Source organism: Clostridium carboxidivorans P7 (assembly GCF_001038625.1).
Classification (GTDB): Bacteria; Bacillota; Clostridia; order Clostridiales; family Clostridiaceae; genus Clostridium_AM; species Clostridium_AM carboxidivorans.
Map to the genome: position 1 here is coordinate 3,634,625 of NZ_CP011803.1, position 26,398 is coordinate 3,661,022.

The 26,398-nt window shown below is 31.7% G+C and carries 21 protein-coding genes; 2 read left to right on the top strand and 19 right to left on the bottom strand.

The window, feature by feature from the left end:
* Nucleotides 1-101 precede the first annotated feature (101 nt).
* From Ccar_RS15975 to Ccar_RS16025, 11 genes are all read right to left on the bottom strand, one after another.
* Nucleotides 102-2,735, bottom strand: coding sequence for a penicillin-binding transpeptidase domain-containing protein (locus Ccar_RS15975; RefSeq protein WP_007062767.1), 2,634 nt, complete (start codon nucleotides 2,733-2,735; stop codon nucleotides 102-104).
* A gap of 205 nt (nucleotides 2,736-2,940) precedes the next feature.
* A complete protein-coding gene (locus Ccar_RS15980; protein WP_035774991.1) occupies nucleotides 2,941-5,598 on the bottom strand; it encodes a penicillin-binding transpeptidase domain-containing protein in 2,658 nt (885 codons plus the stop codon).
* Between the two features lie 158 nt (nucleotides 5,599-5,756).
* A complete protein-coding gene (locus Ccar_RS15985) occupies nucleotides 5,757-8,423 on the bottom strand; it encodes a penicillin-binding transpeptidase domain-containing protein (protein WP_007062765.1) in 2,667 nt (888 codons plus the stop codon).
* Between the two features lie 15 nt (nucleotides 8,424-8,438).
* Complete coding sequence (gene mreD, locus Ccar_RS15990) at nucleotides 8,439-8,930, bottom strand: rod shape-determining protein MreD (RefSeq protein ID WP_007062764.1); 492 nt, start codon at nucleotides 8,928-8,930, stop codon at nucleotides 8,439-8,441.
* A gap of 11 nt (nucleotides 8,931-8,941) precedes the next feature.
* Nucleotides 8,942-9,796, bottom strand: a complete 855-nt coding sequence (gene mreC, locus Ccar_RS15995) for a rod shape-determining protein MreC (protein WP_048030159.1) — start codon at nucleotides 9,794-9,796, stop codon at nucleotides 8,942-8,944.
* A 12-nt stretch (nucleotides 9,797-9,808) separates the two neighbouring features.
* A complete protein-coding gene (locus Ccar_RS16000) occupies nucleotides 9,809-10,819 on the bottom strand; it encodes a rod shape-determining protein (RefSeq protein WP_007063280.1) in 1,011 nt (336 codons plus the stop codon).
* Nucleotides 10,820-10,840: 21 nt separating this feature from the next.
* Nucleotides 10,841-11,527 carry a RadC family protein gene (gene radC, locus Ccar_RS16005; RefSeq protein WP_007063279.1) on the bottom strand — a complete coding sequence of 229 codons (687 nt, stop codon included), beginning with the start codon at nucleotides 11,525-11,527 and terminating at the stop codon, nucleotides 10,841-10,843.
* Between the two features lie 14 nt (nucleotides 11,528-11,541).
* Complete coding sequence (locus Ccar_RS16010; RefSeq protein ID WP_007063278.1) at nucleotides 11,542-12,117, bottom strand: Maf-like protein; 576 nt, start codon at nucleotides 12,115-12,117, stop codon at nucleotides 11,542-11,544.
* 12 nt (nucleotides 12,118-12,129) lie between these two features.
* A complete protein-coding gene (locus tag Ccar_RS16015; RefSeq protein WP_007063277.1) occupies nucleotides 12,130-12,390 on the bottom strand; it encodes a DUF4321 domain-containing protein in 261 nt (86 codons plus the stop codon).
* Nucleotides 12,391-12,587: 197 nt separating this feature from the next.
* Complete coding sequence (locus tag Ccar_RS16020) at nucleotides 12,588-13,316, bottom strand: hypothetical protein (protein ID WP_007063276.1); 729 nt, start codon at nucleotides 13,314-13,316, stop codon at nucleotides 12,588-12,590.
* A gap of 80 nt (nucleotides 13,317-13,396) precedes the next feature.
* The gene (locus tag Ccar_RS16025) at nucleotides 13,397-13,894 is read right to left on the bottom strand and encodes a GNAT family N-acetyltransferase (RefSeq protein WP_007063275.1); all 498 of its coding nucleotides are present in this window, start codon (nucleotides 13,892-13,894) and stop codon (nucleotides 13,397-13,399) included.
* A 149-nt stretch (nucleotides 13,895-14,043) separates the two neighbouring features.
* Here Ccar_RS16025 and Ccar_RS16030 point away from each other — a divergent pair, with 149 nt between their 5' ends.
* Nucleotides 14,044-15,447 (top strand): M17 family metallopeptidase, encoded by a 1,404-nt coding sequence (locus Ccar_RS16030; RefSeq protein WP_007063274.1) that lies wholly within the window; start codon nucleotides 14,044-14,046, stop codon nucleotides 15,445-15,447.
* A 248-nt stretch (nucleotides 15,448-15,695) separates the two neighbouring features.
* On the opposite strand, the gene Ccar_RS16035 is transcribed toward Ccar_RS16030, so the two are convergent.
* Nucleotides 15,696-16,133 (bottom strand): ACT domain-containing protein, encoded by a 438-nt coding sequence (locus Ccar_RS16035; protein WP_007063273.1) that lies wholly within the window; start codon nucleotides 16,131-16,133, stop codon nucleotides 15,696-15,698.
* A gap of 504 nt (nucleotides 16,134-16,637) precedes the next feature.
* Here Ccar_RS16035 and Ccar_RS16040 point away from each other — a divergent pair.
* Nucleotides 16,638-18,059 (top strand): sigma-54 interaction domain-containing protein, encoded by a 1,422-nt coding sequence (locus tag Ccar_RS16040; protein WP_007063272.1) that lies wholly within the window; start codon nucleotides 16,638-16,640, stop codon nucleotides 18,057-18,059.
* Nucleotides 18,060-18,136: 77 nt separating this feature from the next.
* Here Ccar_RS16040 and Ccar_RS16045 read toward each other — a convergent pair whose 3' ends face one another.
* From Ccar_RS16045 to fdhF, 7 genes are all read right to left on the bottom strand, one after another.
* Complete coding sequence (locus Ccar_RS16045) at nucleotides 18,137-18,724, bottom strand: 4Fe-4S dicluster domain-containing protein (RefSeq protein ID WP_007063271.1); 588 nt, start codon at nucleotides 18,722-18,724, stop codon at nucleotides 18,137-18,139.
* A 6-nt stretch (nucleotides 18,725-18,730) separates the two neighbouring features.
* On the bottom strand, nucleotides 18,731-20,113 hold the full coding sequence (locus tag Ccar_RS16050) for a [FeFe] hydrogenase, group A (protein WP_048030161.1): 1,383 nt from the start codon (nucleotides 20,111-20,113) through the stop codon (nucleotides 18,731-18,733).
* Nucleotides 20,114-20,148: 35 nt separating this feature from the next.
* Entirely contained in the window at nucleotides 20,149-20,703 is a 555-nt protein-coding gene (locus tag Ccar_RS16055) for a 4Fe-4S dicluster domain-containing protein (RefSeq protein ID WP_007063269.1), read from the bottom strand.
* A gap of 131 nt (nucleotides 20,704-20,834) precedes the next feature.
* Nucleotides 20,835-21,593 (bottom strand): 2Fe-2S iron-sulfur cluster-binding protein, encoded by a 759-nt coding sequence (locus Ccar_RS16060; protein ID WP_007063268.1) that lies wholly within the window; start codon nucleotides 21,591-21,593, stop codon nucleotides 20,835-20,837.
* A gap of 14 nt (nucleotides 21,594-21,607) precedes the next feature.
* Nucleotides 21,608-23,413, bottom strand: coding sequence for an NADH-quinone oxidoreductase subunit NuoF (locus Ccar_RS16065; RefSeq protein WP_007063267.1), 1,806 nt, complete (start codon nucleotides 23,411-23,413; stop codon nucleotides 21,608-21,610).
* Nucleotides 23,413-23,895, bottom strand: coding sequence for an NADH-quinone oxidoreductase subunit NuoE (nuoE, locus tag Ccar_RS16070; RefSeq protein WP_007063266.1), 483 nt, complete (start codon nucleotides 23,893-23,895; stop codon nucleotides 23,413-23,415). Before nuoE ends, Ccar_RS16065 begins: the two co-directional genes overlap by 1 nt.
* A 321-nt stretch (nucleotides 23,896-24,216) precedes the next feature.
* Nucleotides 24,217-26,364, bottom strand: a complete 2,148-nt coding sequence (gene fdhF, locus Ccar_RS16075) for a formate dehydrogenase subunit alpha (RefSeq protein WP_081457856.1) — start codon at nucleotides 26,362-26,364, stop codon at nucleotides 24,217-24,219.
* Between the last annotated feature and the right edge of the window lie 34 nt (nucleotides 26,365-26,398).

Below are 26,398 nucleotides of genomic sequence, written 5' to 3' on the forward strand. Positions count from 1 at the left end.
TCAACATTAAAATTTTAAATCCTTCTAACTAAGTCAATTTTATTTTAAAAAAAAGATATATACAAGCATTTTTTCCTTATATATACCTTTTAATTACATATTCAACTTGTTTTATTAAAATATGCTTCAAAAATGTCTTTTGCTACATAAGCAGAACTAGCTCCTTGGCCTCCATCAAATACCATAACACATACAGCTATTTTAGGATTTTCTAAAGGTGCAAACCCAACATATACGGCAAAATCTGTCCTTCCGAATGTTTCTTGATCATTCAAGCTAGCTGTACCAGTCTTTCCTGCTGTCCTTATATTAAATCCTTTAAATGCTTGTGATGCAGTACCTTTTTCGTTAACAGCCTTCATTCCTGCTTTTATAGCTTCTATATTTTCAGGTTTAATCCCTGTTCTTTCTACAACTTCAGGTTTAACCTGTTCAATTACCCTTCCATCAGGATCTAAAAATTTATCTACAAGATGTACACTGTATCTGGTTCCCCCATTAGCTATAGTTGCAATGTAATTTGCTAGTTGCACAGGAGTAAATTCATCCATGCCTTGACCAATGGAAGCAAAATACATAGGTGCTCCTATTTTAGTTTGACTATAAGCATCTGAAACTGCTATATAGTAAATATTGCTTATTATAGAGTTGATTTGACCTTTAGTTATATTAGCACCTTTATATTTAGGATCCTCCTCTATCAAATTATTAATTAGATTTTTATAAGTATTAGTATTAAAAGCTTTATCTCCATCCTTTATTGAATTTTGTATTTGTTTCTTTATATCATTTTTTAATTTTTTAACTTTATCAGAATCTCCACTTCTATCATATAAATCTATAGCTGTGATGCTTTTTCCTCTATCATCTACTCCAGCTTTTAACTGCTGCATGATTTTCCACAAATATGTTTGTGCATACTGATTTTTTTGTGACCAACTATTAAATACTTGACCAAAAGCTTCTGATATCTCTATTCCTGTTGCTGGTTTTACATTGGAATTAGGATCAATTCCCAATCCAAATTTCCAAGCATATTTGGCTAATGAATCATCACCAAAAGCATTTCTTAAAAGTTTAGCTAAATGCATAAAATATGGATTACTAGACTTTTCTATAGCTCGTGTTAAATTAACCCATCCATTGGCACCATCTAATTTAAACTGTATAACATGACCTCCTCCTATATCATATTCTCCTGTATCATCTACTCCATAGTTTGGGGTTATTACTCCACTTTCAAGACCTGCAATTGCTGTCATAGGTTTAAATGTAGATCCTGGAGGTACTCTTGACTGAGTAGCATAGTTGAATAAAGGCTTTGGACACACATCATGGATATCTACTCTTGCAATTTTACCTTTTACACTTGTATCTATAGGAAATAACTTATTTAACACATCTTCTTCACTTTGTTCTGGAAAATAACTCATAAGCCCTATTCTTTCAATATACTGCTTTGCAAATTCATTTATATCAGGATAATACTTTTTATAAAGCTCAGAAGATAATCCACCTGGTGCTGCAAAAGCATTTGGATCAAATCCTGGTCTGCTGGCTAATGCTATTACAGCACCAGTATTTACATCTATAGCCACAGCTGCTGCCCTGGTAGCATTAATTGTATTAGAACCTTGTTGTTCAAGAGGATTCTCTCTTAAATATTTCATTCTTCCATCTAATGCCTTTTCTGTAGCAGCCTGAACATCTTTATCTATGGTGAGTTGAATTGTTTGACCTGGATAAGGATCTCTACTTCCAAGTTCCTCAATTATTCTCCCATATTTATTAAGCTTTACAATTTTTCCACCTTTAGATCCCTTAAGTCTATCTTCAAAGGCACTTTCAATTCCAGACTTACCTACATAATCCGAGCTAATGTCATATCCCTTTTCTGAACATTTATCATTACTTGAATCCATCTTAGATATATATCCTAAAACTCCAGATGCTAATTCTCCATTGGGATAAATTCTCATAGGTCGTGTAGTTACATCCATGCCAGGAAAATTATTTAACATTTGAATAAATTTAAATGCAGTATCCTTCTTTATATTGTTTGCAACTACTACTGGTCTATATCCTAAAAAACTATTCATTTTCAACTCATCTTTTATTATCATAAACCTTCTCTGTTCATCTATAGAATATTTTTTATCATCAATTCCATACCTCTTCACAAGCTTGTTAAAGGTTTCTTTTGGAGTTATATTTAGTAGCTCTTCATCAACTTTTGCTTTTTCCTCATATGTAAGCTTCCCCTTCTTATCTTTATATAATTTATTCTTTATTTCATCTGCAAATCCCCTGTCTTTTTTAAATCTTACTTCAAGTGTTCTTTTAGTTTTATCATCATCACCTCTAAATTCAAAGGTAAATGGATTTACTTTAAGTTCAAAATCATCTTTTTGGGTTTCTCCATTTTTATCAAGAATATTAAATACTTTACTCATGGTATCAAAAAAGTATTTATCACTTTCCTCTGTTTGATTATAAACTAAAATGTAGGTTTGAGTATTTAATGCCAGTGGTAAACCATTTTTATCTAAAATATTTCCCCTTGGTGCAACCTCTGGTATTTCCCTTAATGACTTAACACTTGCTTTTTCTCTATATGTTTCACTATTGAAAACTTGCAAAGTAAATAACTTTGAAGAAATAGCAGTAAATATAATTATCATAATCAATATCAATGCACTATAACGAGTAAATCTTCTTTCTTTTTTCTCTTTCATAAAATCACCATTCTTTTAAATTTTACAAAGCTATTAATACATGAATATATAAATATCCTAATATGTATAATGCTTCAATGTTAATAATTAAATTCCTGGTAATTTTTAATAGAACAAAAGACATATACAAGTATTTCTCCTTGTATATGTCTTTTTATAACTATTAACTCTATTTTAATTTTGAATAGATATACTGCTTAAACTACTAATTATTATTGTTATTGCTATTAGTATTATTACTGCTTGTTTTGAAATATGCTTCATACATACTTCTTGCAACATAAGCTGCTCCACTACCATGACCGCCATCATATATCATAACACATACAGCTATTTTAGGGGTATCTGAAGGTGCAAATCCAACATAAACTGCTGTATCTGTTCTTCCAAAGCTTTGAGCATCATTTGATATAGTTGCTGTACCTGTTTTTCCTGCTGTCTGTATAGTGAAACCTTTAAATGCCTCTGCTGCAGTACCCTTTTCATTAACTGCATTCATTCCAGCTTTAACTGCATCCAAAGTTTCCTTTTTAACCCCTGTTTTTTCTGCAACTTCAGGCTTAACCTGCTCAATTAGCTTTCCATCAGCATCTAAAAACTTATCTACAATATGCACACTATATCTTGTTCCACCATTAGCAATAGTTGCAATATAGTTTGCTAATTGAACTGGAGTAAATGCATCTATGCCTTGTCCTATGGAAGCATCATACATACTAAATCCTGCTCTAATCTGGCTGTTGGCATCAGAAACTGTTACATTATAAATAATATTTACTACAGCTTTTATTTCTTTATCACTTATATTTTTATCCTTATACTGATGATCTTCTTGTATTAAATTGTTAATTAAACTTGTATAAGTATCCTTACTAAAAGCTTTATCTCCATCCTTTATTGAGTTCTGTATCTGAGTCTTTATATCACTTTTTATTTTTTTAACCTTACTTGAATCTCCATCTCTATCATATATATCTATAGAAGTACACTTATTTCCTTTATCATCTGATCCAGCTTTTAATACTTCCTCAGTTTTCCACAAATATGTTTGGGCATAACTATTTTTTAAAGACCAAAGATTAAATACTTGGCCAAAGGCTTCTGGTATTTCTAATCCTGTAGATTTTTTAGAATTAGAAGTAGGATCTGCTCCTAATCCAAATCTCCATGCATATTTAGCAAGAATATCATCATCATATGCATTTCTAAGCATTTTACCTACAGTCATAAAATATGGATTACTGGATTTTTCTATAGCCCTTGCTAAATCTACCCACCCATTTGCACCATCATCTCTAAAATATACTCTTCCAGCCTCTCCGCCACCTTTATCAAAGTACATTTCATCATCTACACCAAAATCTGGATTTATTACTCCAGTTTCAAGACCTGCAATTGCTGTCATCATTTTGAAAGTAGATCCTGGCATAGATCTTGATTGAGTAGCATAATTAAATAATGGCTTTGGTAACGTATCTTTAAGATCCTTTCTTATTGTTTTGCCTTTTACACTTGTATCCACAGGAAACAATTTATTTAATGTGTCTTCTTCATTTTCTCCTGCGATACCCATTCTTTCAATGTAGTTTTTTCCTTCATCAGCTACATCTGGATAATACTGTTTATAAAGATCGGAAGATAATCCACCTGGTGCTGCAAAAGCATTAGGATCAAAACCTGGTTTGCTGACTAGTGCTATTACAGCACCAGTATTTACATCTATAGCTACAGCTGCTCCTCTTGTAGCATTAACTGTATAAGAGCTGCCCTGTGAAGGATTCTCCCTGAGTTCCTTCATCTTTTGATCTAATGCATCTTCTGTAGCTTTTTGTACATCTTTATCTATTGTAAGCTGTATAGTTTGTCCTGGATAAGGATCTCTTTTTCCAAGTTCCTCAATTTTTCTTCCTTGTTTGTTAAGTTTTGCAATTTCTCCACCTTTAGATCCCTTAAGCCTGTCCTCAAAAGCACCTTCAATTCCAGATTGACCTATATAATCTGTACTAACATCATATCCTTTTTCCGTATACTTATCATCATTTGAACCTATTTTAGATATATATCCTAAAACAGCAGATGCTAATTCTCCATTTGGATAGCTTCTCATAGGTTCTCTAGTTACATCTATACCAGGCAACACATTTAACATTTGATAAAATTTAAATGCAGTTTCCTGCTTTATATTAGTTGCAACTACTGCTGGTTTATATACAGAAAAAGTATTCATTTTTAATGTATCTTTTATTATCATAAATCTTCTCTGCTCATCTACAGAGTATTTTTTATCGTCAATTTTATATAGCTCCACGAGCTTCTTAAAGGTTTCTTCTGGTGTTATTTTAAGAAGTTCCTCATCAACTTTTGCTTTTTCTGCCTCTGTAAGCTTATCTTTTTTATTTTTATATAGCTTATTTTTCATTTTATCTGCAAAGCCTCTATCTGTTTTAAACTTTATTTCAAGTGCTCTTTTAGTTTTGTCATCATCACCCCTAAACTGAAAACTATATGGATTTATCTTAAGTTCAAAATCATCTTTTTGGTTTTCTCCACTTTTATCGAGAATATCAAATACCTTACTCATAGTATCAAAAAAATGTTTATCGCTTTCATCTGTTTGATTATAAACTAACGTATAAGTTTGAACACTTTTGGCTAATACCGAGCCATTTTTATCTAAAATATTTCCCCTTGGTGCAGCCTCTGGTATTTCCCTTATGGACTTATTATTTGCTTTTTCACTGTAGAATTCACCTTCAAGAATTTGAAGAAAAAATAGTCTTCCAGCAATAGCAGTAAATATAATTATCATAATTACTATTAAAGCAGTATAACGAGTAAATTTTCTTTCTTTGTTATCCTCCATGAAATCACCATTCCCAAAAATTCTATTATATATAATTAATACCACAATATTCATAATAATTCAATATAAGGTATTAAGTTGCTTTTAAACTAAAAATAAAAAAGATATATACAATCATTGTTTTGATTGTATATATCTTTTATTCATTTAATATTATTTTAATTTTGTGCAGATGTGTCGGTTTTCGAAGTATTACTGCTGCCTACTTTGAAATATGATTCATACATACTTCTTGCAACATAAGCTGCTCCACTACCATGGCCACCATCATACAACATAACACATACAGCTATTTGAGGTTTATCTGAAGGTGCAAATCCAACATATACTGCTGTATCTGTTCTTCCAAAGCTTTCTTGATCATTAGCTATAGTAGCTGTACCTGTTTTTCCTGCTGTTGGTATAGTGAAACCTTTAAATGCCTCTGCTGCAGTACCTTTTTCATTAACTGCATTCATTCCAGCTTTAACTGCATCTAAAGTTTCCTGCTTAACACCTGTTTTTTCGGCAACTTCAGGTTTAACCTGCTCAATTAGTTTCCCATTAGCATCTAAAAACTTATCTACAAGATGAACACTATATCTTGTTCCACCGTTAGCAATAGTTGCAATATAGTTCGCTATTTGAACTGGAGTAAATGCATTTATACCTTGTCCTATAGAAGCATCATACATACTAAATCCTGCCCTAATCTGGCTGTTAGCATCTGAAACTGCTACATAATAAATGGCGTTTATTATGGACTTCATTTCCTTGTCACTTACATTTTTATCCTTATATTGCGGATCTTCCTGTACTAAATTATTAATTAAACTCTTATAAGTATCCTTGTTAAAAGCTTTATCGCCATCCTTTATGGCACTTTGTATCTGCTTCTTTATGTCACTTTTTATACTCTTAACCTTACTTGAATCTCCATCTCTATCGTACAAATCTATAGATGTAAAATTATTTCCTCTATCATCTGATCCAGCTTTTAGCTTCTCCATAGTTGTCCATAAATACGTTTGAGAATAAGTATTTTTCAAAGACCAACTGTTAAATACTTGTCCAAAGGCTTCTGGTATCTCTAGTCCTGTAGATTTTTTAGAATTGGAAGTTGGATCAGCTCCTAAGCCAAATTTCCATGCATATTTGGCAAGAATATCATCACCATATGCATTTCTAAGCATTTTACCTACAGTCATAAAATATGGGTTACTAGATTTTTCTATAGCTCTTGCTAAATCTACCCACCCATTTGGTCCATCATTTGTAAAATATACTCTTCCAGCTTTTCCGCCACCTTTATCAAAGTACATTTCATCATCAACACCAAAATCTGGAGTTATTACACCACTTTCAAGACCTGCAATTGCTGTCATCATTTTGAAAGTAGATCCCGGCATAGATCTTGATTGAGTTGCATAATTAAATAATGGTTTTGGTAATATATCTTTAGCATCCTGTCTTACTGTTTTACCTTTTACGCTTTTATCTACAGGAAACAATTTATTTAATGTATCTTCTTCACTGCCACCTGAAATACCCATGTTTTCAATATACCGCTTACCAGCTTCTGCTATATCAGGATAGTACGTATTATATAAATCAGAAGATAGTCCACCTGGTGCTGCAAAAGCATTTGGATCAAATCCTGGTCTGCTGGCTAGTGCTACTACAGCACCAGTATTTACATCTATAGCTACAGCTGCTCCTCTAGTAGCATTAGCTGTATAAGATCCCTGCTGTTCAGCAGGATTTGCTCTTAAATATTTCATCCTGTCATCTAATGCCTTTTCTGTAGCTGCCTGAACATCTTTATCTATAGTAAGTTGAATTGTTTGACCTGGATAAGGATCCCTTTTTCCAAGCTCCTCAAGTATTCTTCCCTGCTTATTAAGTTTTACAATTTTTCCACCTTTAGATCCCTTAAGCCTGTCCTCAAAAGTACCTTCAATTCCAGACTTACCTACATAATCTGTGCTAGCGTCATAACCCTTTTCTGTATATTTATCATCATTTGAATCTATTTTAGATATATATCCCAGAACATCAGATGCTAACTCTCCATTTTCATAAGTTCTCATAGGTTGTGTAGTTACATCTATACCAGGAAACTCATTTAACATCTGATAAAATTTAAATGCGGTCTCCTTTTTTATATTAGTTGCAACTACTGCTGGCTTATATCCAGAAAAACTATTCATTTTTAATGTATCTTTTATTATCATAAATCTTCTCTGCTCATCTACAGAGTATTTTTTATCATCAATTTTATATTGCTTTACAAGCTTCTTAAAGGTTTCTTCTGGTGTTATTTTAAGAAGTTCTTCATCAACTTTTGCTTTTTCCGCCTCTGTAAGCTTATCTTTTTTATTTTTATATAGCTTATTTTTTATTTCGTCTGCAAACCCTCTATCTGTTTTAAACTTTATTTCAAGCATCCTTTTAGTTTTGTCATCATCGCCTCTAAACTGAAAACTATATGGATTTACTTTAAGTTCAAAATCATCTTTTTGAGTTTCTCCATTTTTATCAAGAACATCAAACACCTTACTCATAGTATCAAAAAAGTGCTTGTCACTTTCATCTGTTTGATTGTAAGCTAAAATATAAATTAAATTACTTGAAGCTAGTATGGATCCATTTTTATCTAAAATTTTTCCTCTTGGTGCAGCTTCTGGTATCTCTCTTATGGACTTGTTATTTGCTTTTTCACTATATGATTCACCATCAAGAATTTGAAGAAAAAATAGTCTTCCAGCAATAGCAGTAAATATAATTACCATGATTACTATTAAAGCAGTATAACGAGTAAACTTTCTTTCTTTCTTACCTTCCATTAAATCACCATTCCTCTAAAACTTCCATCTTCGCTGCATATATTGCTTTTCACACAGTCTGTAAATTCTCTTATACATTATAATACTTATAACCATAGCATAAAGACTTATAAAAAATATACTGCTTATATCTGTATATATTTTATTTAAGTATAATATTGAAACCAACATTAACCCTTTCAAAAGAGTTAATAAAAAACACGATCCTATAGGAATCATACTCTTTTCCTTAAATATATTTTCACCTATGAATCCTGCTATTACACATATAATCATATTAGTAAATGTATTTACTCCAAACCCATTTATAAAATATGAATCCTGAAGTATACCACAAAAGACTCCGAGCCATAAACCTTCCCATTTCCCATTTACAATAGAATAACATATACAGAATACTAAAAGTAAGCTAGGATATATGGTTCTAATAGCTAAAAATGGCATAACTACATTATCTAACATGAAAAATAAAATTGATAAAAGAAATAGAACTAATATTTTTCTCATTTTATATCACCTTATTGTTTCACATCTATTTTGTTTTTAGGTACAACTATAAGAACTTTCTCAAGTTTATTAAAATCAACATAAGGTTTAATTACAGCATTTTTCATTACCTTACCCTTATCATCTTCTATTTCCGTTACAGAACCTATCCTGATACCCTTAGGATAATTCCCTATATCGTCAGTTGTAGCACCAGACGTTACAATTGCATCTCCAACTTTTATCTTAGAATCTTGAGGAAGGTAATATAATTTTGCAAGCAATCTATTATTAGTATCTTTATACCCTCTAACTATACCATTTTCATTAGTACTCTCCACGATACCACTTACTGCAATATTTTCATTGCCTAATGTTTGAATGATAGCCCAATTACTACCTACAGAAGTTACCTGACCTACTAATCCTTCTGCTGTTATAGCTATACGCTGCTTTTCTATACCATCCTTACTTCCCTTGTTTATATAAAACTGATCCAACATTCCATTTCCACTTTTTCCTATTATGTCACAGCCTATATAATTATAATCTGAATTTTGCTCTTTAAAATTGAGCATATTTTTTAATTCTGTATTTTGACTTTTAATTGAATCATATTCTATAAGTTTGCTTTCTAATTCGTTATTTTTCTTTTTTAAATCTTCATTTTCTTTTTTTACACTAGAAAAACTAAAAATAAAACTCACCGATTGTTTTATTTTACTATTAAAGTTATATATACCACCTTGAACTGAATTAAAAGTAAAACCTATGCCATTACCCAAAAAAAACATTTTATCTCTCTTGATACTTTGTGAAATTAAAACTAAAAATGTAACTGACAGTACTACAATAGCTACCGCCAGTTTATTTCTAAAAATCTTCATAACTTATATATACTATTTTCTACTAGCTATTATTTTATCAATAGTATCTAATGCTTTTCCAGCACCAAGTGCAACACAATCAAGAGGAGATTCTGCTATATGAACAGGCATATGAGTTTCTTTATTTATAAGTTGGTCTAATCCTTTAAGCATTGCACCGCCACCTGCAAGCATAATTCCTTTGTCCATAATATCAGAAGCAAGTTCTGGTGGTGTTTTTTCTAATGTAGTTTTAATAGAATCTATTATTTGAGCTACTGGTTCGCTTAATGCATCTCTTACTTCGCTTTCAGTAATATTTACAACCTTAGGAAGTCCTGATATTAAATCTCTTCCTCTTATTTCCATTGTTTCCTCTTCTCCAATATCAAAAGCTGAACCTAAAGTTATTTTAACATTTTCAGCTGTTCTTTCTCCTATCATAAGACTATATTCCTTCTTAATATAGCTTATAATAGCCTGATCTAGTTCATCTCCAGCTACTCTTAGAGATTTACTTGTAACAATACCTCCAAGTGATATTACTGCAACCTCAGTAGTACCCCCTCCAATGTCTACTATCATACTTCCAGTTGGTTCATTTACTGGAAGTCCTGCTCCTATTGCAGCAGCCATTGGTTCTTCCATAAGTAGAACTTCTCTAGCACCTGCCTGCTTTGTAGCTTCATCTATTGCTCTTTTTTCAACTTCAGTAACTCCTGAAGGAAAACATATAACTATTCTAGGGCTTGTAAACGCAGACTTAGGGCTTACTTTTTCTATGAATTTTCTAAGCATAGTCTGAGTAACATCAAAATCAGCTATTACTCCATCTTTTAATGGTCTTATTGCTACTATATTTCCTGGAGTTCTTCCTATCATCTGCTTTGCTTCTTCTCCAACAGCAAGAACTTTCTTAACATCACTATTTATTGCTACAACTGAAGGTTCACTAAGTACTACACCTTTTCCTTTAACATATATCAAAGTATTAGCTGTTCCTAAATCAATTCCCATATCTCTAGATATTCCAAAAAAACCCATATTAATTTCTCCTTTCAAACTTTACAATATTCCTTTTTCTTTTAAGCTAATATACCTTCCATTACCTATAATTAAGTGGTCTAGTAATTCTATACCCAAAAGTTTGCCACATTCCTTTAATCTATTTGTTACATTTATATCCTCATTGCTAGGTTGTGGGTCCCCTGAAGGATGATTATGACACACAATTATAAAAGCACTATTTTTTCTTATAGCATCACAAAACACTTCCCTTGGATGAACTATAGATGAATTCAAACTTCCAACGGAAACATCCTTAATAAACAATACAACATTCTTTGTATTTAACATAATAACCTTTAGGTGCTCCTGCTTAAAATTTTTCATCTCGTCCATAACAAGTGCTGCTGCATCCCTAGGTTTAGACACCTTATAGTCATTACCATCTCTGTAAGATTTAAATCTTTTAGAAATCTCCAATAAAGCCATAAGTTGTGCTGCTTTTGCTTCTCCAATACCGCTGAGACTCATAAAATCTTCTGCCGTTGACTTTAAAAGACCATTTAAGCCTCCAGTTTCCTTTATAATTCTGTTACTTAAGCTCAATACATTTTCTTTCTTAGTTCCAGAGCTTAATATTATCGCTAACAGTTCAGCATTTGATAAGCTTTGTGTACCATACCTTAATAATCTTTCTCTAGGCCTTTCATTTTCAGGTAAATCCATAATTTTCAATGTTTGTTCCATTAATTATACTCCTTCTATAGATTTACCCCCATCCCTCTTAACATTTTTGACAACTTATTCAAAGGAAGCCCTACAACATTATAATAGCAACCGTGAATTTCTTCAACAAAAATTCCTCCATACCCTTGAATGCCATAAGAACCAGCTTTGTCTTTATGTTCTCCTGTTTCTATGTATTTTTTTATTTGTTCATCTGACATTGGTGAAAATTTCACTTTTGTACAGACAAAATCTCTCTTTATGTTTCCTGACGTACTATCTAATACAGCTAATCCTGAATACACTTCATGCACATTACCACTTAACATTTTAAGGGTATTAAAAGCATCTTCATCATCCTTAGGTTTTCCAAGTATTTTTCCATTAAAAGACACAATGGTATCACAACCTATAATTATAGCTTGGTTTTTCACCCTGCTTTTAACTCCCAATGCCTTTCCTTCGGCTATATCCATTACATAAAGACCACAATCATCCTTAAATTTAATAGTATTTTCGTCAAAATCACTTATTATCACATTAAAATCATTTGTTAATCTTTTTATCAGTTCCTGTCTTCTAGCGGAAGCTGATGCTAAAATAATCTCCATCGTATCCCTTCTTTAACGTCTTTTATATAATATTATAGCCATAATAATACCAATTATAGTCATAACATTAATATTAAAGTTTAGTCCTAAAGTTACAATCATGACTTTAAGATTTAATGAAATTGGTGTAGACGTTCCTATAGCATAAGAATTTTTCAAAAAACTTAAAAAGCTTAAATTATTTCCTAGTATGTCACCTATAAGGCTTCCGCATACTGCTCCTAGAAATATTATAAACCACAAAAAACCTATACCTTTTTCAGCCCCTCTCAAAATAAATCCCCTGCCTTAATTATATATCTAATATAGTTTATCATTTAATAAAAACATAAACAAGTCTATATAGTATTGTTTAAAAAAAATTTTAATATAACAGATTAAAATATAATTAATTTTATAATTTTATCTTTAAAAAAAAGATTTAAATAATGAAATCCATTATTCAAATCCTTTATAATTTATAATTCAAACTATTTATTAATACCTACTTTTTTTAAAATTTGATATAAATAAATATAATTTTCTGCTGCTTTATCTTTAGAAATTTCCTTTGGCATTTTATTTACATCATCTTTAAGTTGTTTTAATACAGCTATATTTTTACCTTGATTATTTTCATTATTAAGGGATGAACACCACTTTTTAAGTTCTGATGTCTGTATAGCTTTAACATCTTTTTCTGAAAGTTTATTTAGTATTTGTATATTAGCACTTACAATTTCAGCTATTTCCGCATCACACACATTATCTTTATTTATTGTAAATAACATTTTAGAATTATCCACTTTTGCATCATTAAGAGATTTTATAATTTTCTCACCTTGGTCCTCAACGTATATGCCAAGCAGCACTCTTGTTTTATTGTCTTCAGTCACAGTAAATGGACTTCCATAAGCATTCAATAAATTTTTTTCTACTTCTGCATTTTCTTTATTTGCATATATTCCTCCTTGTATGACTATAAACTTAGCTGCCTGAGTGCTATTTTGGTTTGTTACATTCTGCACATTACTTTTACTAACAGAGTTTTTTCCAGTGCTTGTCTCATTTTTCAAGCTCTTTCCACCATTATAGTTTCCTGAAAAAAGTTTAAAGATTATAGTTCCAAATAAGAAAGCTAAAACAAGTACCAATAATACCAGTAGAATAAAAGTCTTGCCATTATTTTTGTTTTTTAAATCATATCGTGTGTATTTCATTTTCTCACCCCTAAATTAAATGTTTCTATAATATTAATATTTAGGCATGAGAAAATTTATTCCTATTATAAATCATGTTTCTATCTTTTCATAATTATCATATCCTTATATTCACCATGAATACTATAAAAGTTTTTTACTAACCTTATGCTCACAAACCCTAAGTCTTTCCAAAAGTCTATACTTTTCTTATCTTCCTTCATCATTCTAATAAAAAATGTATTAATACCATACTCATCGGAAAAATACTTCATAATCTTTTTTGCAGTTAAACTATTAAGTTCTGTATTTCTATAATTGTCATTAATATAGAAATACCATATCCATGCTTCACTTGGATTTTTAAATTCTAATCTTCCTTTTAAAATACCTATTAATTTTAAGTTTTGATTTATTTTCAAAAAAAATTCACATTCACTAATATAACTCTCCAAAAATCTTTCTCTCAAATCATTTAAATCAGTTTCTTCCTTAAAAAAGCTTTTTTGACATTCCATCCACTTTTGAACCTGCGGCAAATCTTCTTCATTTATATTGGATATTTCTATATCATCAAATTGTATATGAACATCTAGCATAAACTCACCTCTTTTATCCCTTTAAAACTCTGTTTACTTTAGAAATTCTACATTGAGTTTTAAATTCCTTTTATTATAAAAAAAGCTGTAAACTTTTACTTTAAAATATGGTATCATAATTATAGATTTTTCTGGGGGGGAATGTTTTTATGATAAGCATATCAGACAATGAAACTTATTCTAACTTACTAATTTTTAAATTTAAAAATTTTGAAATGGAGTATCCTGAAAACATCAAATCAATATTACGCTTTAGTGAAAATACTGGAGAAAATAAAGAACTGGAGTGCATTAATACTTTAGGAAAGTGCAGATATAAAAATATTTTTGTACTTGGAATAGGCACTACAGAAGAATTCAATTCAGTAAAACTTTTCAAAACTTTAGGCGATGCCATATTAAAACTAAAAAATTCATTATCAGAACTAGATATATTACCTACTTTTCCAAATGATTTTAACTATACTATAGGTGAAAGCCTTCAAATCGCTTTATATAAATACACTGGAATAAAAAAAGTAGAAAATAAAATAAAGCTTCAAAACATAAACATAATTTCAAAATATAAAGATTCTATAAACAAAGGTTTAATCATAGGACACAGCATTAATTATTCACGTCAACTAGTTAACATGCCAAGTAATTATGTAACTCCAAAATATATTGTTCAGCAAGCTGAAAATATTGCTAGAAGTGAAAATTTAGATATCCAAATACTAGACAAATATATGCTAAAACAATTAGGTATGAATTGTATATGCAGCGTTGGAAAAGGAAGCATCCATAATCCTCGTCTTATAATCATGCAATATTTTGGTAATCCTAGAGATAAGAAAATTTTATCATTGATCGGTAAAGGAGTTACTTTTGATTCTGGTGGTATTTCACTAAAGCCTTCAAAAGGAATGGAAGATATGATATCAGACATGGCAGGTGCTGCATCTGTTTTATGCGTAATGGAATGCATATCCAAACTTAAACCTAAAAAGAACATAATTGCCTTAATTCCAGTAGTAGAAAATATGCCTTCTGGAAGTGCATATAAGCCCGGTGATGTAATAATTACATACAGTGGCAAAACTGTTGAAGTAGTAAATACAGATGCTGAAGGAAGGCTTATCTTGTGTGATGCAATATCCTATGCAAAGGAACTTGGATCTACAACTATAATAGATATAGCTACACTTACAGGCTCTTGTGCTAATTTTTTGGGAAACATTAATATAGGTCTTTTAAGTAATTCTAACGAACTTGCACATGATATTATAAAATGCGGAAAAAATGTTGGAGAAAATTTTTGGAGACTCCCTAACAATATTGAATATATGAATGAATTGAAATCAGATGCAGCAGATATTAAAAATACTTCAACAAAATGTGGTGCTATATTAGGCGGTATGTTTTTACAAAGCTTCTGTGAAGATATAAACTTTGCTCACATTGACATAGCTGGCTCTGCTTATAGTTCCAAACCTTCATCCCCTTATGACAAAGGTGCTAATGCATTGCCAACAAGAACACTTATAGAATATATTATGGAAAGTAATAAATAGAACAGCCTCGATTTATAAGCAAATTGCAACGGAACTTTTTCAGAGGACAGAGGACAATTGACAGAGGACAGTGAAGGATGATTTTCCTACGCTGCGCTGCGGAAAATCTTAAATTAAATTTTTGATGACTCGTTTCGCTAAAGCAAAACATTGCTGATTTATATAAATTTAAAGATTCTTTTGCGTTAGCAAAAAATCAACCTTCACTGTCCTCTGTCCTCTGTCAATTGTCCTCTTAAAATTTCTTTCTATTCTACTGCTACTAAATCCACTCTTATAACACCTTTAATTGTTTTAAGTTCTTCAATCAAATCATTAATTTCAGTTTCTACTTTTGATGCATCAAAAGTTATGGTAACGCTTGCTGCATTATTTATAGGAATATCTTGATTAATAGTAAGTATATTTCCTTTTCTTAAAGCTATCCCATCTAGTATTTTTGATAAAGTACCTGCTTCATGAGCAAGAACTAAACCTATAGTAACTTTATGACCAGTTATTCCTTCTGATAACGTAAATACACAATCTTTATATTTATAGTAAGTACTTCTACTTATACCAACCTGCTTTACTCCTTCAGAAATGTCCTTTACTTTGCCAGTTCTCAACAATTCTTTAAGCTTAACAACTTTTATAAATACCTCTGGAAGAATTTTTGTGTCAATTATCAAATGCTTATTATTCATAAAACCCCTCATTTCTGTTTGCTTTTAGCACACATTTGTATGTCTATAGCATAATACATTGTTATAATATTATCATAAAGAGTAAACAATTTCAACCTACAGAATATATTATTAACAAAAAACATAAATACTTTCCATATCAAAATGATAAAAATATATATGTTTTTATCATTTTGATATATCGTACCTGCTTAAAAAGTACTTTAGTGCAGGATATTCCTGCACTAAAGTACTTTTTTCTCTTAATAGGGTTATTTAGGTTTAGGGCTATTAAAATTTTTTCAAAACTGTATTCATATATTATATTACCATCTTTTATACTATTTATGCAAGTCCAATATTTTCCGGTATATATTTAAATTCTATGTTAATACAGCTATAGTTTCAAAATGATAAAAAAATTATTTTTTATCATTTTGAAATAAGTTTTATTTTACTTTCTCAAAATGTATGATATAATAAATATTGTAATATTAGTTTTTATTTTTATATAGGGGGTAAAATATGGAGAACTTTGATTACTGGGATAATTCAAATGATATGTGTAGAATAGATATGGACAGTATATTAGAATATGATATATCTTCTTTTATACTACAAGCAATTTTTGATTCTGCAAACGAAGGATTAATTGTTACTGACGAAAATCTCTTAATAAAAAAAGTAAATATTACAACAGTTAAAATATTAGGTATAAAAGAAGAACTATTATACGAAACTTTCTTAAGTGATATATTAAAAGAAGATGTTATAAACAATTCCATACTCACAGGAGAAAGTTATTTTAATGAAGATTGCAGCTTTAACATTAATGGAAATAGAATAAGATCTATTATAAATATAATACCTGTAAGATTAAGAGGTAAAAATATAGGGTTAGTATTGTCCTTAAGAGATACAAAAAATTTACATAAATTAGTTAATAATTTTGCAGGCTATAAAGCATCCTTCACCTTTGATGATATTATTACAAGGAACCAGCAGGTAAAGCTTTTAATAGAATCTGCAAAAAAAGCTGCTAAAACTGATTGTAATGTTTTATTAGAAGGGGAAAGTGGTACTGGCAAAGAAGTATATGCTCAGTCTATTCATAATTATAGTTCAAGGCGCAATGCTCCTTTTATAGCAGTAAATTGCGCTGCTATACCAAGGGAGCTTGTAGAAAGCGAACTTTTTGGCTATGAAAAAGGTGCTTTTACTGGAGCAAATAAAAGTGGTTCACCTGGTAAATTTGAATTAGCTGATGGTGGCACTATTTTTTTAGACGAAATTGGAGAATTGCCTTTTGATGTACAATCAAAGCTTTTAAGAGTACTTGATAATCTTAAAATAGTAAGAGTTGGTGGCTCTTATGAAAAAAGTATAGATGTGAGAGTTATTGCGGCTACTAATAGAATTTTAACTGAAGAAATTCAAAACAAAAACTTTAGAGGTGATCTTTATTATAGATTAAATGTAATGAATTTGCACTTGCTTCCTCTAAGAGATAGAAAAGAAGATATAGAACTTTTAGCTCAGTATTACTTAACTAAGCTAAACATGAAAAACCCTTGTGAACCAAAATATCTAGATCCTTCTTATGTTGAAAAATTAAAAACCCATAATTTTTCAGGAAACGTACGTGAACTTAGGAATATTCTAGAGAGATCTTATTATCTTTGTGAGGATTCATTAATGACTTCAAAGCTTCTTGCAAAAATAAAAAGCGTGGTAACCCATACACACGTAATATCTGAAGATGATGAAACTGTGCATGTTGCTCCTAGAGAAATTGTTCCTTTAGAAAAAGTAGAAGAAAGATGTATAATAGATGCTCTTAAGTTTTGTGATGGAAATGCTATAAAAGCTGCTGAACTTTTACAAATAGGCAAGGCTACCATTTACAGAAAAATAAACAAGTATGATATAAATATCAAAGTACTTTAAAAAATCCTGCTGCTTTTTAATTTATGAAAGCAGCAGGTTTAAATATCAATTTATAGTAATTAATCTACCTAATTTAACTATCCAATTTGGTTCATGTTATCTAATATTTCATTTGCATTATTTTTACGTTTTTCTTTAATCATTCTTTCCATTTCTTCATGATCTACTATTTTTAAAGCTTTTGTTGGACACACCTCTGCACAAGCTGGTCCACCTTCTCTTCCTGAACAAACATCACACTTACGTGCAACAATTCTTTCTTTTCCCTCTTGGCTAGAATTTTCATCATTAACTTTAATTTTTGCCTGAAAAACTCTTTTGCCATCCTTAAATTCTGGAATCATATCTATTGCTCCAATAGGACAAGCAACTGTACAAGTTTTGCATCCTATACACTTTCCCTCTTCTACCTGTACATATCCATTTTTAGTACTGATAGCATCAACAGGACAAGCTTTAGCGCAAAGAGCGTCCTCGCATTGTCTGCATTGAATTGGAGCACTTACTTTTGCATTTTTTACTACGTTTAGACGAGGAAAAAATTCAATTTCTGATACTTCTGAGGTAAATATATCTTTTTTTGAGTGAGCTACAACGCAAGCTATTTCACAAGTTCTGCATCCTATACATTTAACTGGGTCCGCTACTACAAAGCAATTAGGCATATTTCTTTACTCCTTTCTGGATTTGTATTGAGTATGCAGCAATTCATGTGACTTGTGTCCTAAAGGTTTTTCCAAGAATTCACTATAAACTTTCTTAATACTTGGATTTTCATGTGATTTTCTTAATTTTAAATTAGAATCATGATCATATAGGCCTTGTTTTCTATTAGTGTAAGCTTCTTCTTTATACTCATCTAAAAGTAATTTTGGTTGACCGCCGCCACTAACACATCCTATTGGACATGTCATGAATTCTATAAAGTGAAGATCACATTCACCCTTCTTTATGGATTCAAGCACTGGTGCTGCATTCTTCAATCCTGAGACTATACCAACTTTCAATTTTAAATCTCCAACCTGAACTTCAGCAGTTCTAAAACCTTCTCCACCTCTAACAGCACTAAGATCTACACTTGGAATTTGCTTTTTAGTTATAAGTTCATATCCTGTTCTAAGAGCAGCTTCCATAACTCCTCCTGTAGCACCAAATATAGTTCCTGCACCTGTATACATTCCTAGAGGATCATCAAATTCTTCTTCTTCTAACTCTTTAAAGTCTATTCCACTATCCTTTATCAAATAAGCCAATTCTCTTGTAGTAATAACTAAGTCTACATCTCTATATCCGCTGTCTTTCATTTCTTCTCTGCCTGATTCAAAATCCTTACATGTACATGGCATAACAGATACACTTAACATTTTAGCAGGATTTACATTATTAATTTTAGCGCCATAAGTTTTGAAAATAGCACCTGCCATTTGTTGTGGAGATTTACAAGTTGAAAGATGGTCTAAAAGTTCTGGATAAGTTTGCTCTAAATATTTTACCCATGCTGGACAGCAAGATGTAAACATTGGAAGAGTTCCGCCTTTAGTTACTCTTTCTATAAGTTCACTTCCCTCTTCCATTATCGTAAGATCTGCTGAGAAGTTAGTATCATAAACTCTATCAAAACCAAGTTTTCTAAGAGCTGCTGCCATTTTTTTAGGATTTAAAGTTCCAAGAGGCAATCCAAAATCTTCACTTATCCCTACTCTTACAGCTGGAGCACATTGTACTACCTTAAACAAGTCTTTATTTTCAAGTAAGTCCTTAATCTTTTTTACTTGACAAGCTTTGTAAGCTGCAAATATAGGTTCTTCAACATTATCTAGCATACCTCTGTCATAGTATTTCTTACTAAGTGGTGTTGCAGGCTCATCATATACAGAATAATATCCCTTGCAGACCTGAACGCATTGTCCGCACATAACGCATTTATCTGTGTCTATATGTTGTGGCACCCCATCTTTACCTTCTATAGCATCTACAGGACAAACTTCACTACAGCGTCTGCAGCCTGTACATAATTCTTCATCTATACGTATTATGGCAGTATCATTTGACATTATAACATCCCTTCCTTTAATGGATTTTTTATTAATTATATATCACTATTAAAGTCTAATAATCCTAAAGCTGCTTTTATATTACGATCTTTCTTTTCATCCCTAGGAACAGCAAGCTTTAAAGCTTCTTTTGGACAAGCCTTAACACACGCTGGTGTACCACCATTTTCTTTACACAAATCACATTTATGAGCTACTAATTTTACCTTTCCTTCAAAAGCAGCACCTGATTGCTTTTTATCATATCTTGGTAAAAGATCTACAGCTCCTACTGGGCAAACAAGCATACAAGTTTTACAACCTATGCAAGCACTTTCATTTACTCTTATACTTCCGTCATCCTGCTCTATAGCATTTACTGGACATGCATTAGCACAAGGTGCATCCTCACAATGTCTACACTGAATTGGCATAACAACTTTTTCTTCTTTTACAAGATAAAGCCTTGGGACAATTGGAGTATCCATAGTTCCTACTGTAAAACCTGCATCCTTATCTCTATGACTTGCCGCACAAGCTACCTCACAAGATCTACACCCAATACATTTACTTGGATCTGCTATTACAAAAGAGTTAAGATCTGCTTTCATTTAATTTACCACCTTTCTCATACACAAAAGTATATTATCGAAAACTTTTCAATAATTTTCGAATAAAAAATATCTCCCATAAAAAAGTGTCTTATTTATGAAGACACTTTTGCAATTTTAATACTATAACATCAAACTTTTTCATATATTTCTTTTACTTCATCAGCACCAGCTTTTCTTTTGCATTTATCACAGAGAACTTTACCCATATCCAATTCTTTTCCTATCTTTTCATACGCAAATTTAATATGCTCCTCTGTAGCAAAAGTTTCTCCGCATTCAGAACATTTTACTAGCTTAAATTTCTTTCCCCATATCTCTCTTTCACCATCTTTATCCACTATCTTTATGGCATTAGTTGGACATACATTAGCACAAGATCCGCATCCTATACATGCTGGTGAAGGTTCATGGTAAGGTGTATCTACTTCCTTATAAATTCCCCTATTAACTGTTGATATAGCTCCTGTTCCTAACTTTTTACATGCTTTTGCGCAAAGTCCACAAAGTACACAATTTTCTGTATTATCTAATTTAAATCTCTCTACTCTTTTTCTCTCTACGCCAAAAGCTTCAGCCATTTTTGCTACTTCTTCATTTTCCGGACATCTAACACGAAGCATAGTCATTATATTTTTTCTTATTCTCTTTATTTTATCTGAATTAGTTACAACTTCAACTTCCTTAGTAACTGGGAAAAGGCATGAAGTTACAACTTTTGCTCTTCCTCTGTCTACAACTTCTACTACACATAATCTACAGCTTCCAAGACCTGCTAGAGCATCACTGTGGCATAGTGTAGGTATATATATATCATTTCTTTTTGCTATTTCAAGAATAAATTCTCCTTTTTCAGCCTCGCATGCTTTTCCATCAATTATAATTTTCATTACGTCACCCCCCCCTATTTAACCTTAACTGCATCAAATTTACACATATTCATACAGTTTCCACATCTTACACACTTCTCATCATCAATTACATGAGGTTTTTTAACGTCCCCTGTAATAGCATCCACTGCACAATTCTTTTTACATATATCGCAGCCTTTACATTTATCTTCATCTATAACAAATGTTGTAAGTTTCTTACATACGCCTGCTCTACATCTCTTATTTCTTATGTGTTCTTCAAATTCATCTCTAAAATATCTTATTGAGGCAAGTACTGGATTTGCTGCACTCTTTCCAAGGCTGCATAATGCTGCTTCTTTTGACATTGAAGCAATTTCAAGAAGTTCTTCCAAATCTCCTTCTCTACCTTCGCCGTTACATATGTCTGTCATTATTTCTAGCATTCTCTTTACGCCTTCTCTGCAAGGTACACATTTTCCACAGGATTCTTCAGCTAAAAAGCCTAGATAGTATCTTGTAACATCAACGATACAAGTCCTATCATCCATAACAATCATACCACCGGAACCCATCATTGAATCTGCCTTAGTTAAAGTATCATAATCAACTGGCAAATCTAAATATTCTTCAGGTAAACATCCTCCAGAAGGTCCGCCTATTTGAACAGCCTTAAACTTTCTATCGTTTAATACTCCTCCACCTATATTAAATATAATTTCTCTTAAAGTAGTACCCATAGGAACTTCTACAAGACCAGTATTCTTAACCTTACCAACTAGTGAGAATACCTTTGTACCTTTACTCTTTTCCATAGTTCCAATTGAATGATACCACTGTCCACCTTTGTCAAGTATTATAGGAATATTAGCCCAAGTTTCAACGTTATTCAATACTGTAGGTTGTCCCCATAAACCCTTTTCTGTAGTGTGTATATATTTAGCTCTAGGCTCTCCTACCATACCTTCGATAGAAGACATAAGCGCTGTAGATTCACCACAGACAAAAGCTCCTCCACCTCTTACTATTTGAATATCAAATGAAAAATTAGTACCTAATATATTTTCACCTAAAAATCCTCTTTCTCTAGCTACATTTATTGCTTTCTGCATATTCTCAACAGCTAATCCATACTCATCTCTTATATATGCAAATCCTAAAGTACCTCCAACTGCATAAGCACAAATTGTCATACCTTCAATAACACTGTGAGGGTCACCTTCCATTATACTTCTATCCATAAATGCGCCTGGGTCACCTTCATCACCATTACATACTACGTATTTAGGTGTTGTATCAATTTCTGCAGCTGTCTGCCATTTACGAGATGTAGGGAATCCAGCGCCGCCTCTTCCTCTAAGTCCTGAATCACCTACTTCTTTAAGTACATCCTCTGGCTTCATTTGAGAAATTACCTTTTTTAATGCTTTGTATCCGCCTCTTTCTATATAATCCTCTATAACTGTTGGGTCAATTTCTCCTACATTTCTAAGTGCAATTTTATTCTGTCTTTTACAAAATTCACTTTGTTTGTGGTTTCTTAATCTTTGTTTAGTAGAAGTTTCAAAATATAATAATTTTTCAATAATTTCTCCATTCATTAATGTCTTTTTAACAACATCTTCTACATCTTCAACTTTTACTTTAAAATATGCTATGTCATCTGGGTAAATTTTTATTACTGGTCCTTTTTCACAAAGTCCATCACAACCAGTTGCTTTTAATTGAACTTCCGTTTTTACCTCAGCATTTGCTCCTAACTCTGCAACTTTTTTCTTAAGTTCCTCAAATACTTCCATACTATGTTTTGCTAAACATCCTGCTCCGCAGCATACATTAACTATTTTCTTATTGCTCATTATTTTTCACCTCTATACTCATCAAGAATTTCTTTTATCATTTTAGGTGTCAAATTTCCATAAAATTTTTCGTTAATCATCATAACAGGAGCTATAGCACAACATCCTATACAGTTAACTGTGTTAATTGAAAATTTACGATCTTCTGTAGTTCCCCCAGGTCTAATGCCTAATATTTTTTCAAGTTCATCCATTACCACCATTGATCCAGATACATGACAGGCAGTTCCATCACATACTGTTATAATGTTCTCCCCCTTTGGTGTTAAACTTAGAGCCTTGTAGAAAGTAGCCATACCATATAGTCTACTAACTGGAGTTTCTAAGTATTCAGCTAAAGCCTCTAAAGACTCTCTAGGGATATACCTATACTTTCTTTGTATATCTTGTAAAATAGCTAAAGTATATCTCTGTTCTTTAGGATATTTTTGTATTACGTCTTTACCACTCATGTCTAAATTTTGTTTTTGTGCCACATCCATTAAAATTCACCCTCTTACCTAAAGATTTATATAAACAGAATAACAAATTATTCCATTTACCCCCATTTAATAAATTTAACTTTTATAATTTATATTTAAAACCTTTAAAATTTGAACATAATTATCTAACAAATTCATAAGGTTCTATATTCGTATTTGAATACCTTTACATAATAAAATTATATAATATACTATTTCTTAAAAGACCTATCTTTAAATCATTTTTAACTATCAAGCAAAATCTTTGATTTTGGTATAGTAAATTTCCCCTGTTCTAATACAGCAAAGAACCTAATTTAAAGATAGATCTTCATTTACATACTATTTACAACATTCTAAATTTATGTTCATCTTTTTTCTTATTTTAGTATACTCATCCTGTACATATTGTTCTGCAGCCTTTTGATCTTTAATATTTTCTACCTTTACAGCACAATATTTATATTCTGGTGTCTTAGATATAGGATCTAAGTTATTTAAAGTAAGCTCATTACATGCTCCTACCCACCATTGGTATGTCATGTAAACTGCACCTTTATTAACTCTATCTGTAACTAATGCCTTAGCTACTACAGATCCTCTACGTGAACTTATTCTCACAAATTCTTGATCTAATATATTTAAATTTTTAGCATCCTCTGGATTTATTTGAACATAACCTGGCTCATCAGCTAACTGCTGAAGTGCCCTACAGTTACCAGTCATTGTTCTTACTGAATAGTGACCAACCTCTCTTACTGTAGAAAGTACTAGAGGGTATTCCTTATCTGTACTCTCCATAGGTGCTCTCCATTCTGCTGCAAATAAATTTGCCTTTCCACTAGGAGTATTAAATTTATTTCCTTTATACAAATATGAAGTTCCTGGATGATCTTCTGAAGGACATGGCCATTGAATTCCACCTAGTTCTTCAAGTCTTTCGTAACTTGCTCCCTTAAAGTTTGGACACAAGTTTCTTAATTCATCCCAAATTTCCTTTGTATTTTTATAATTCATGTCATATCCCATAGCTTTAGCAATTTCTGAAATTATCTGCCAATCAGGCTTTACATCTCCTGTAGGTTCTATTGCCTTACGGAATCTTTGGAAACCTCTATCAGCCGAACTATATACACCTTCATGTTCACCCCAAGAAGTAGCTGGTAATATTACATCTGCATGAAGTGCTGTTTTATTCATAAATATATCTTGAACAATTACAAGTTCTAACTTGTCCAAAGCTTCTCTAACTTCTGCTGCATCTGGATCACTTTGTACTGGATCCTCACCCATAATGTAATAAGCTTTTATTTTATCCTCTTTAAGCACTAAATGAGGAACTTCAGTTAAGTGATATCCCACTTTATTTGGAAGTTTTACTCCCCAAGCATTTTCAAATTTTTCTCTTATGGCATCATTTGTTACTGATTGATATCCTGGATATACATTAGGGAGTGCACCCATATCACAAGCACCTTGTACATTGTTTTGGCCTCTTACAGGACCAATTCCTACATTTGGTCTTCCAAAGTTTCCAGTTAGAAGTGCCAATGATGCTAATCCTTTAACTACATCAACCGCCTGTCCAAATTGACATACTCCCATACCATAAAGTATCATAGCATTTTTAGCTTTAGAGTACATTCTCATTGATTTTCTTATATCTTCTGCTGGTACTCCAGTCATTTTCTCTGCATACTCTGGAGTATACTTTTCAACTAAAGCTTTATATTCTTCAAAGCCTACTGTATGTTCTTCAACATATTGCTTGTTGTACAAGCCTTCATTTATTAAAACATTTGCAAAAGCATTTACTAGTATCATATTAGTGCCATTTTTTATAGGAAGCCATAAATCAGCTATCCTAGCCGATTCTGTTATACGTGGATCTGTTACTACTATTTTAGCTCCCTTTCGTTTTGCATTTACTATTCTTCTTGCAACTATAGGATGTGAATCCGCACCGTTATAGCCAAAAATAAATACTAAATCACAATCATCTATTTCATGAATACCATTTGACATTGCTCCATTACCTAATACGTAAGCCAGACCGGCTACAGATGGCGCATGTCAAACCCTGGCACAGTGATCAACGTTATTTGTTCCAATAACCGCCCTCATAAACTTTTGCATAATGTAATTAGCTTCATTTCCAGATCCTCTAGCACAACCTGTTCCCATAATTGAATCTGGTCCATATTTCTCTTTAATTTCTTTCAATTTTGAAGCTGTAAAACCTATAGCTTCTTCCCATGAAACCTCTTCAAGTTGTCCGTTTTTTCTTATCATAGGTTTCTTTAAACGAGATGTTAAAATTTTAGGATCATTTAAGAAATCCCATCCATAGTGTCCTTTAAGACATAAATTACCCTCATTAGTTCTACCATTAGCAGGTTCAGCTCTTACTATCTTTCCATCTTCTACAACCAGATATAAATTACATCCGGCTCCACAATAAGGACATACAGTTAATACCTTATTTTCCATTTAATTACCCCCTAATTAAATCCTTTACTTTTTA

Bases quoted from the DNA above. Each gene is read 5' to 3' on its own strand.
- Ccar_RS15985 (WP_007062765.1), bottom strand. From the start codon at position 8,423: ATGGAAGGTAAGAAAGAAAGAAAGTTTACTCGTTATACTGCTTTAATA.
- Ccar_RS16020 (WP_007063276.1), bottom strand. From the start codon at position 13,316: ATGAAATACACACGATATGATTTAAAAAACAAAAATAATGGCAAGACT.
- radC (WP_007063279.1), bottom strand. From the start codon at position 11,527: ATGGAACAAACATTGAAAATTATGGATTTACCTGAAAATGAAAGGCCT.
- Ccar_RS16060 (WP_007063268.1), bottom strand. From the start codon at position 21,593: ATGAAAATTATAATTGATGGAAAAGCATGCGAGGCTGAAAAAGGAGAA.
- Ccar_RS16050 (WP_048030161.1), bottom strand. From the start codon at position 20,113: ATGTCAAATGATACTGCCATAATACGTATAGATGAAGAATTATGTACA.
- Ccar_RS16030 (WP_007063274.1), top strand. From the start codon at position 14,044: ATGATAAGCATATCAGACAATGAAACTTATTCTAACTTACTAATTTTT.
- Ccar_RS16040 (WP_007063272.1), top strand. From the start codon at position 16,638: ATGGAGAACTTTGATTACTGGGATAATTCAAATGATATGTGTAGAATA.
- Ccar_RS16055 (WP_007063269.1), bottom strand. From the start codon at position 20,703: ATGAAAGCAGATCTTAACTCTTTTGTAATAGCAGATCCAAGTAAATGT.
- Ccar_RS16025 (WP_007063275.1), bottom strand. From the start codon at position 13,894: ATGCTAGATGTTCATATACAATTTGATGATATAGAAATATCCAATATA.
- mreC (WP_048030159.1), bottom strand. From the start codon at position 9,796: ATGAAGATTTTTAGAAATAAACTGGCGGTAGCTATTGTAGTACTGTCA.
- Ccar_RS16045 (WP_007063271.1), bottom strand. From the start codon at position 18,724: ATGCCTAATTGCTTTGTAGTAGCGGACCCAGTTAAATGTATAGGATGC.
- Ccar_RS16065 (WP_007063267.1), bottom strand. From the start codon at position 23,413: ATGAGCAATAAGAAAATAGTTAATGTATGCTGCGGAGCAGGATGTTTA.
- Ccar_RS16035 (WP_007063273.1), bottom strand. From the start codon at position 16,133: ATGAATAATAAGCATTTGATAATTGACACAAAAATTCTTCCAGAGGTA.
- Ccar_RS15980 (WP_035774991.1), bottom strand. From the start codon at position 5,598: ATGGAGGATAACAAAGAAAGAAAATTTACTCGTTATACTGCTTTAATA.
- nuoE (WP_007063266.1), bottom strand. From the start codon at position 23,895: ATGGATGTGGCACAAAAACAAAATTTAGACATGAGTGGTAAAGACGTA.
- Ccar_RS16000 (WP_007063280.1), bottom strand. From the start codon at position 10,819: ATGGGTTTTTTTGGAATATCTAGAGATATGGGAATTGATTTAGGAACA.
- Ccar_RS15975 (WP_007062767.1), bottom strand. From the start codon at position 2,735: ATGAAAGAGAAAAAAGAAAGAAGATTTACTCGTTATAGTGCATTGATA.
- Ccar_RS16010 (WP_007063278.1), bottom strand. From the start codon at position 12,117: ATGGAGATTATTTTAGCATCAGCTTCCGCTAGAAGACAGGAACTGATA.
- mreD (WP_007062764.1), bottom strand. From the start codon at position 8,930: ATGAGAAAAATATTAGTTCTATTTCTTTTATCAATTTTATTTTTCATG.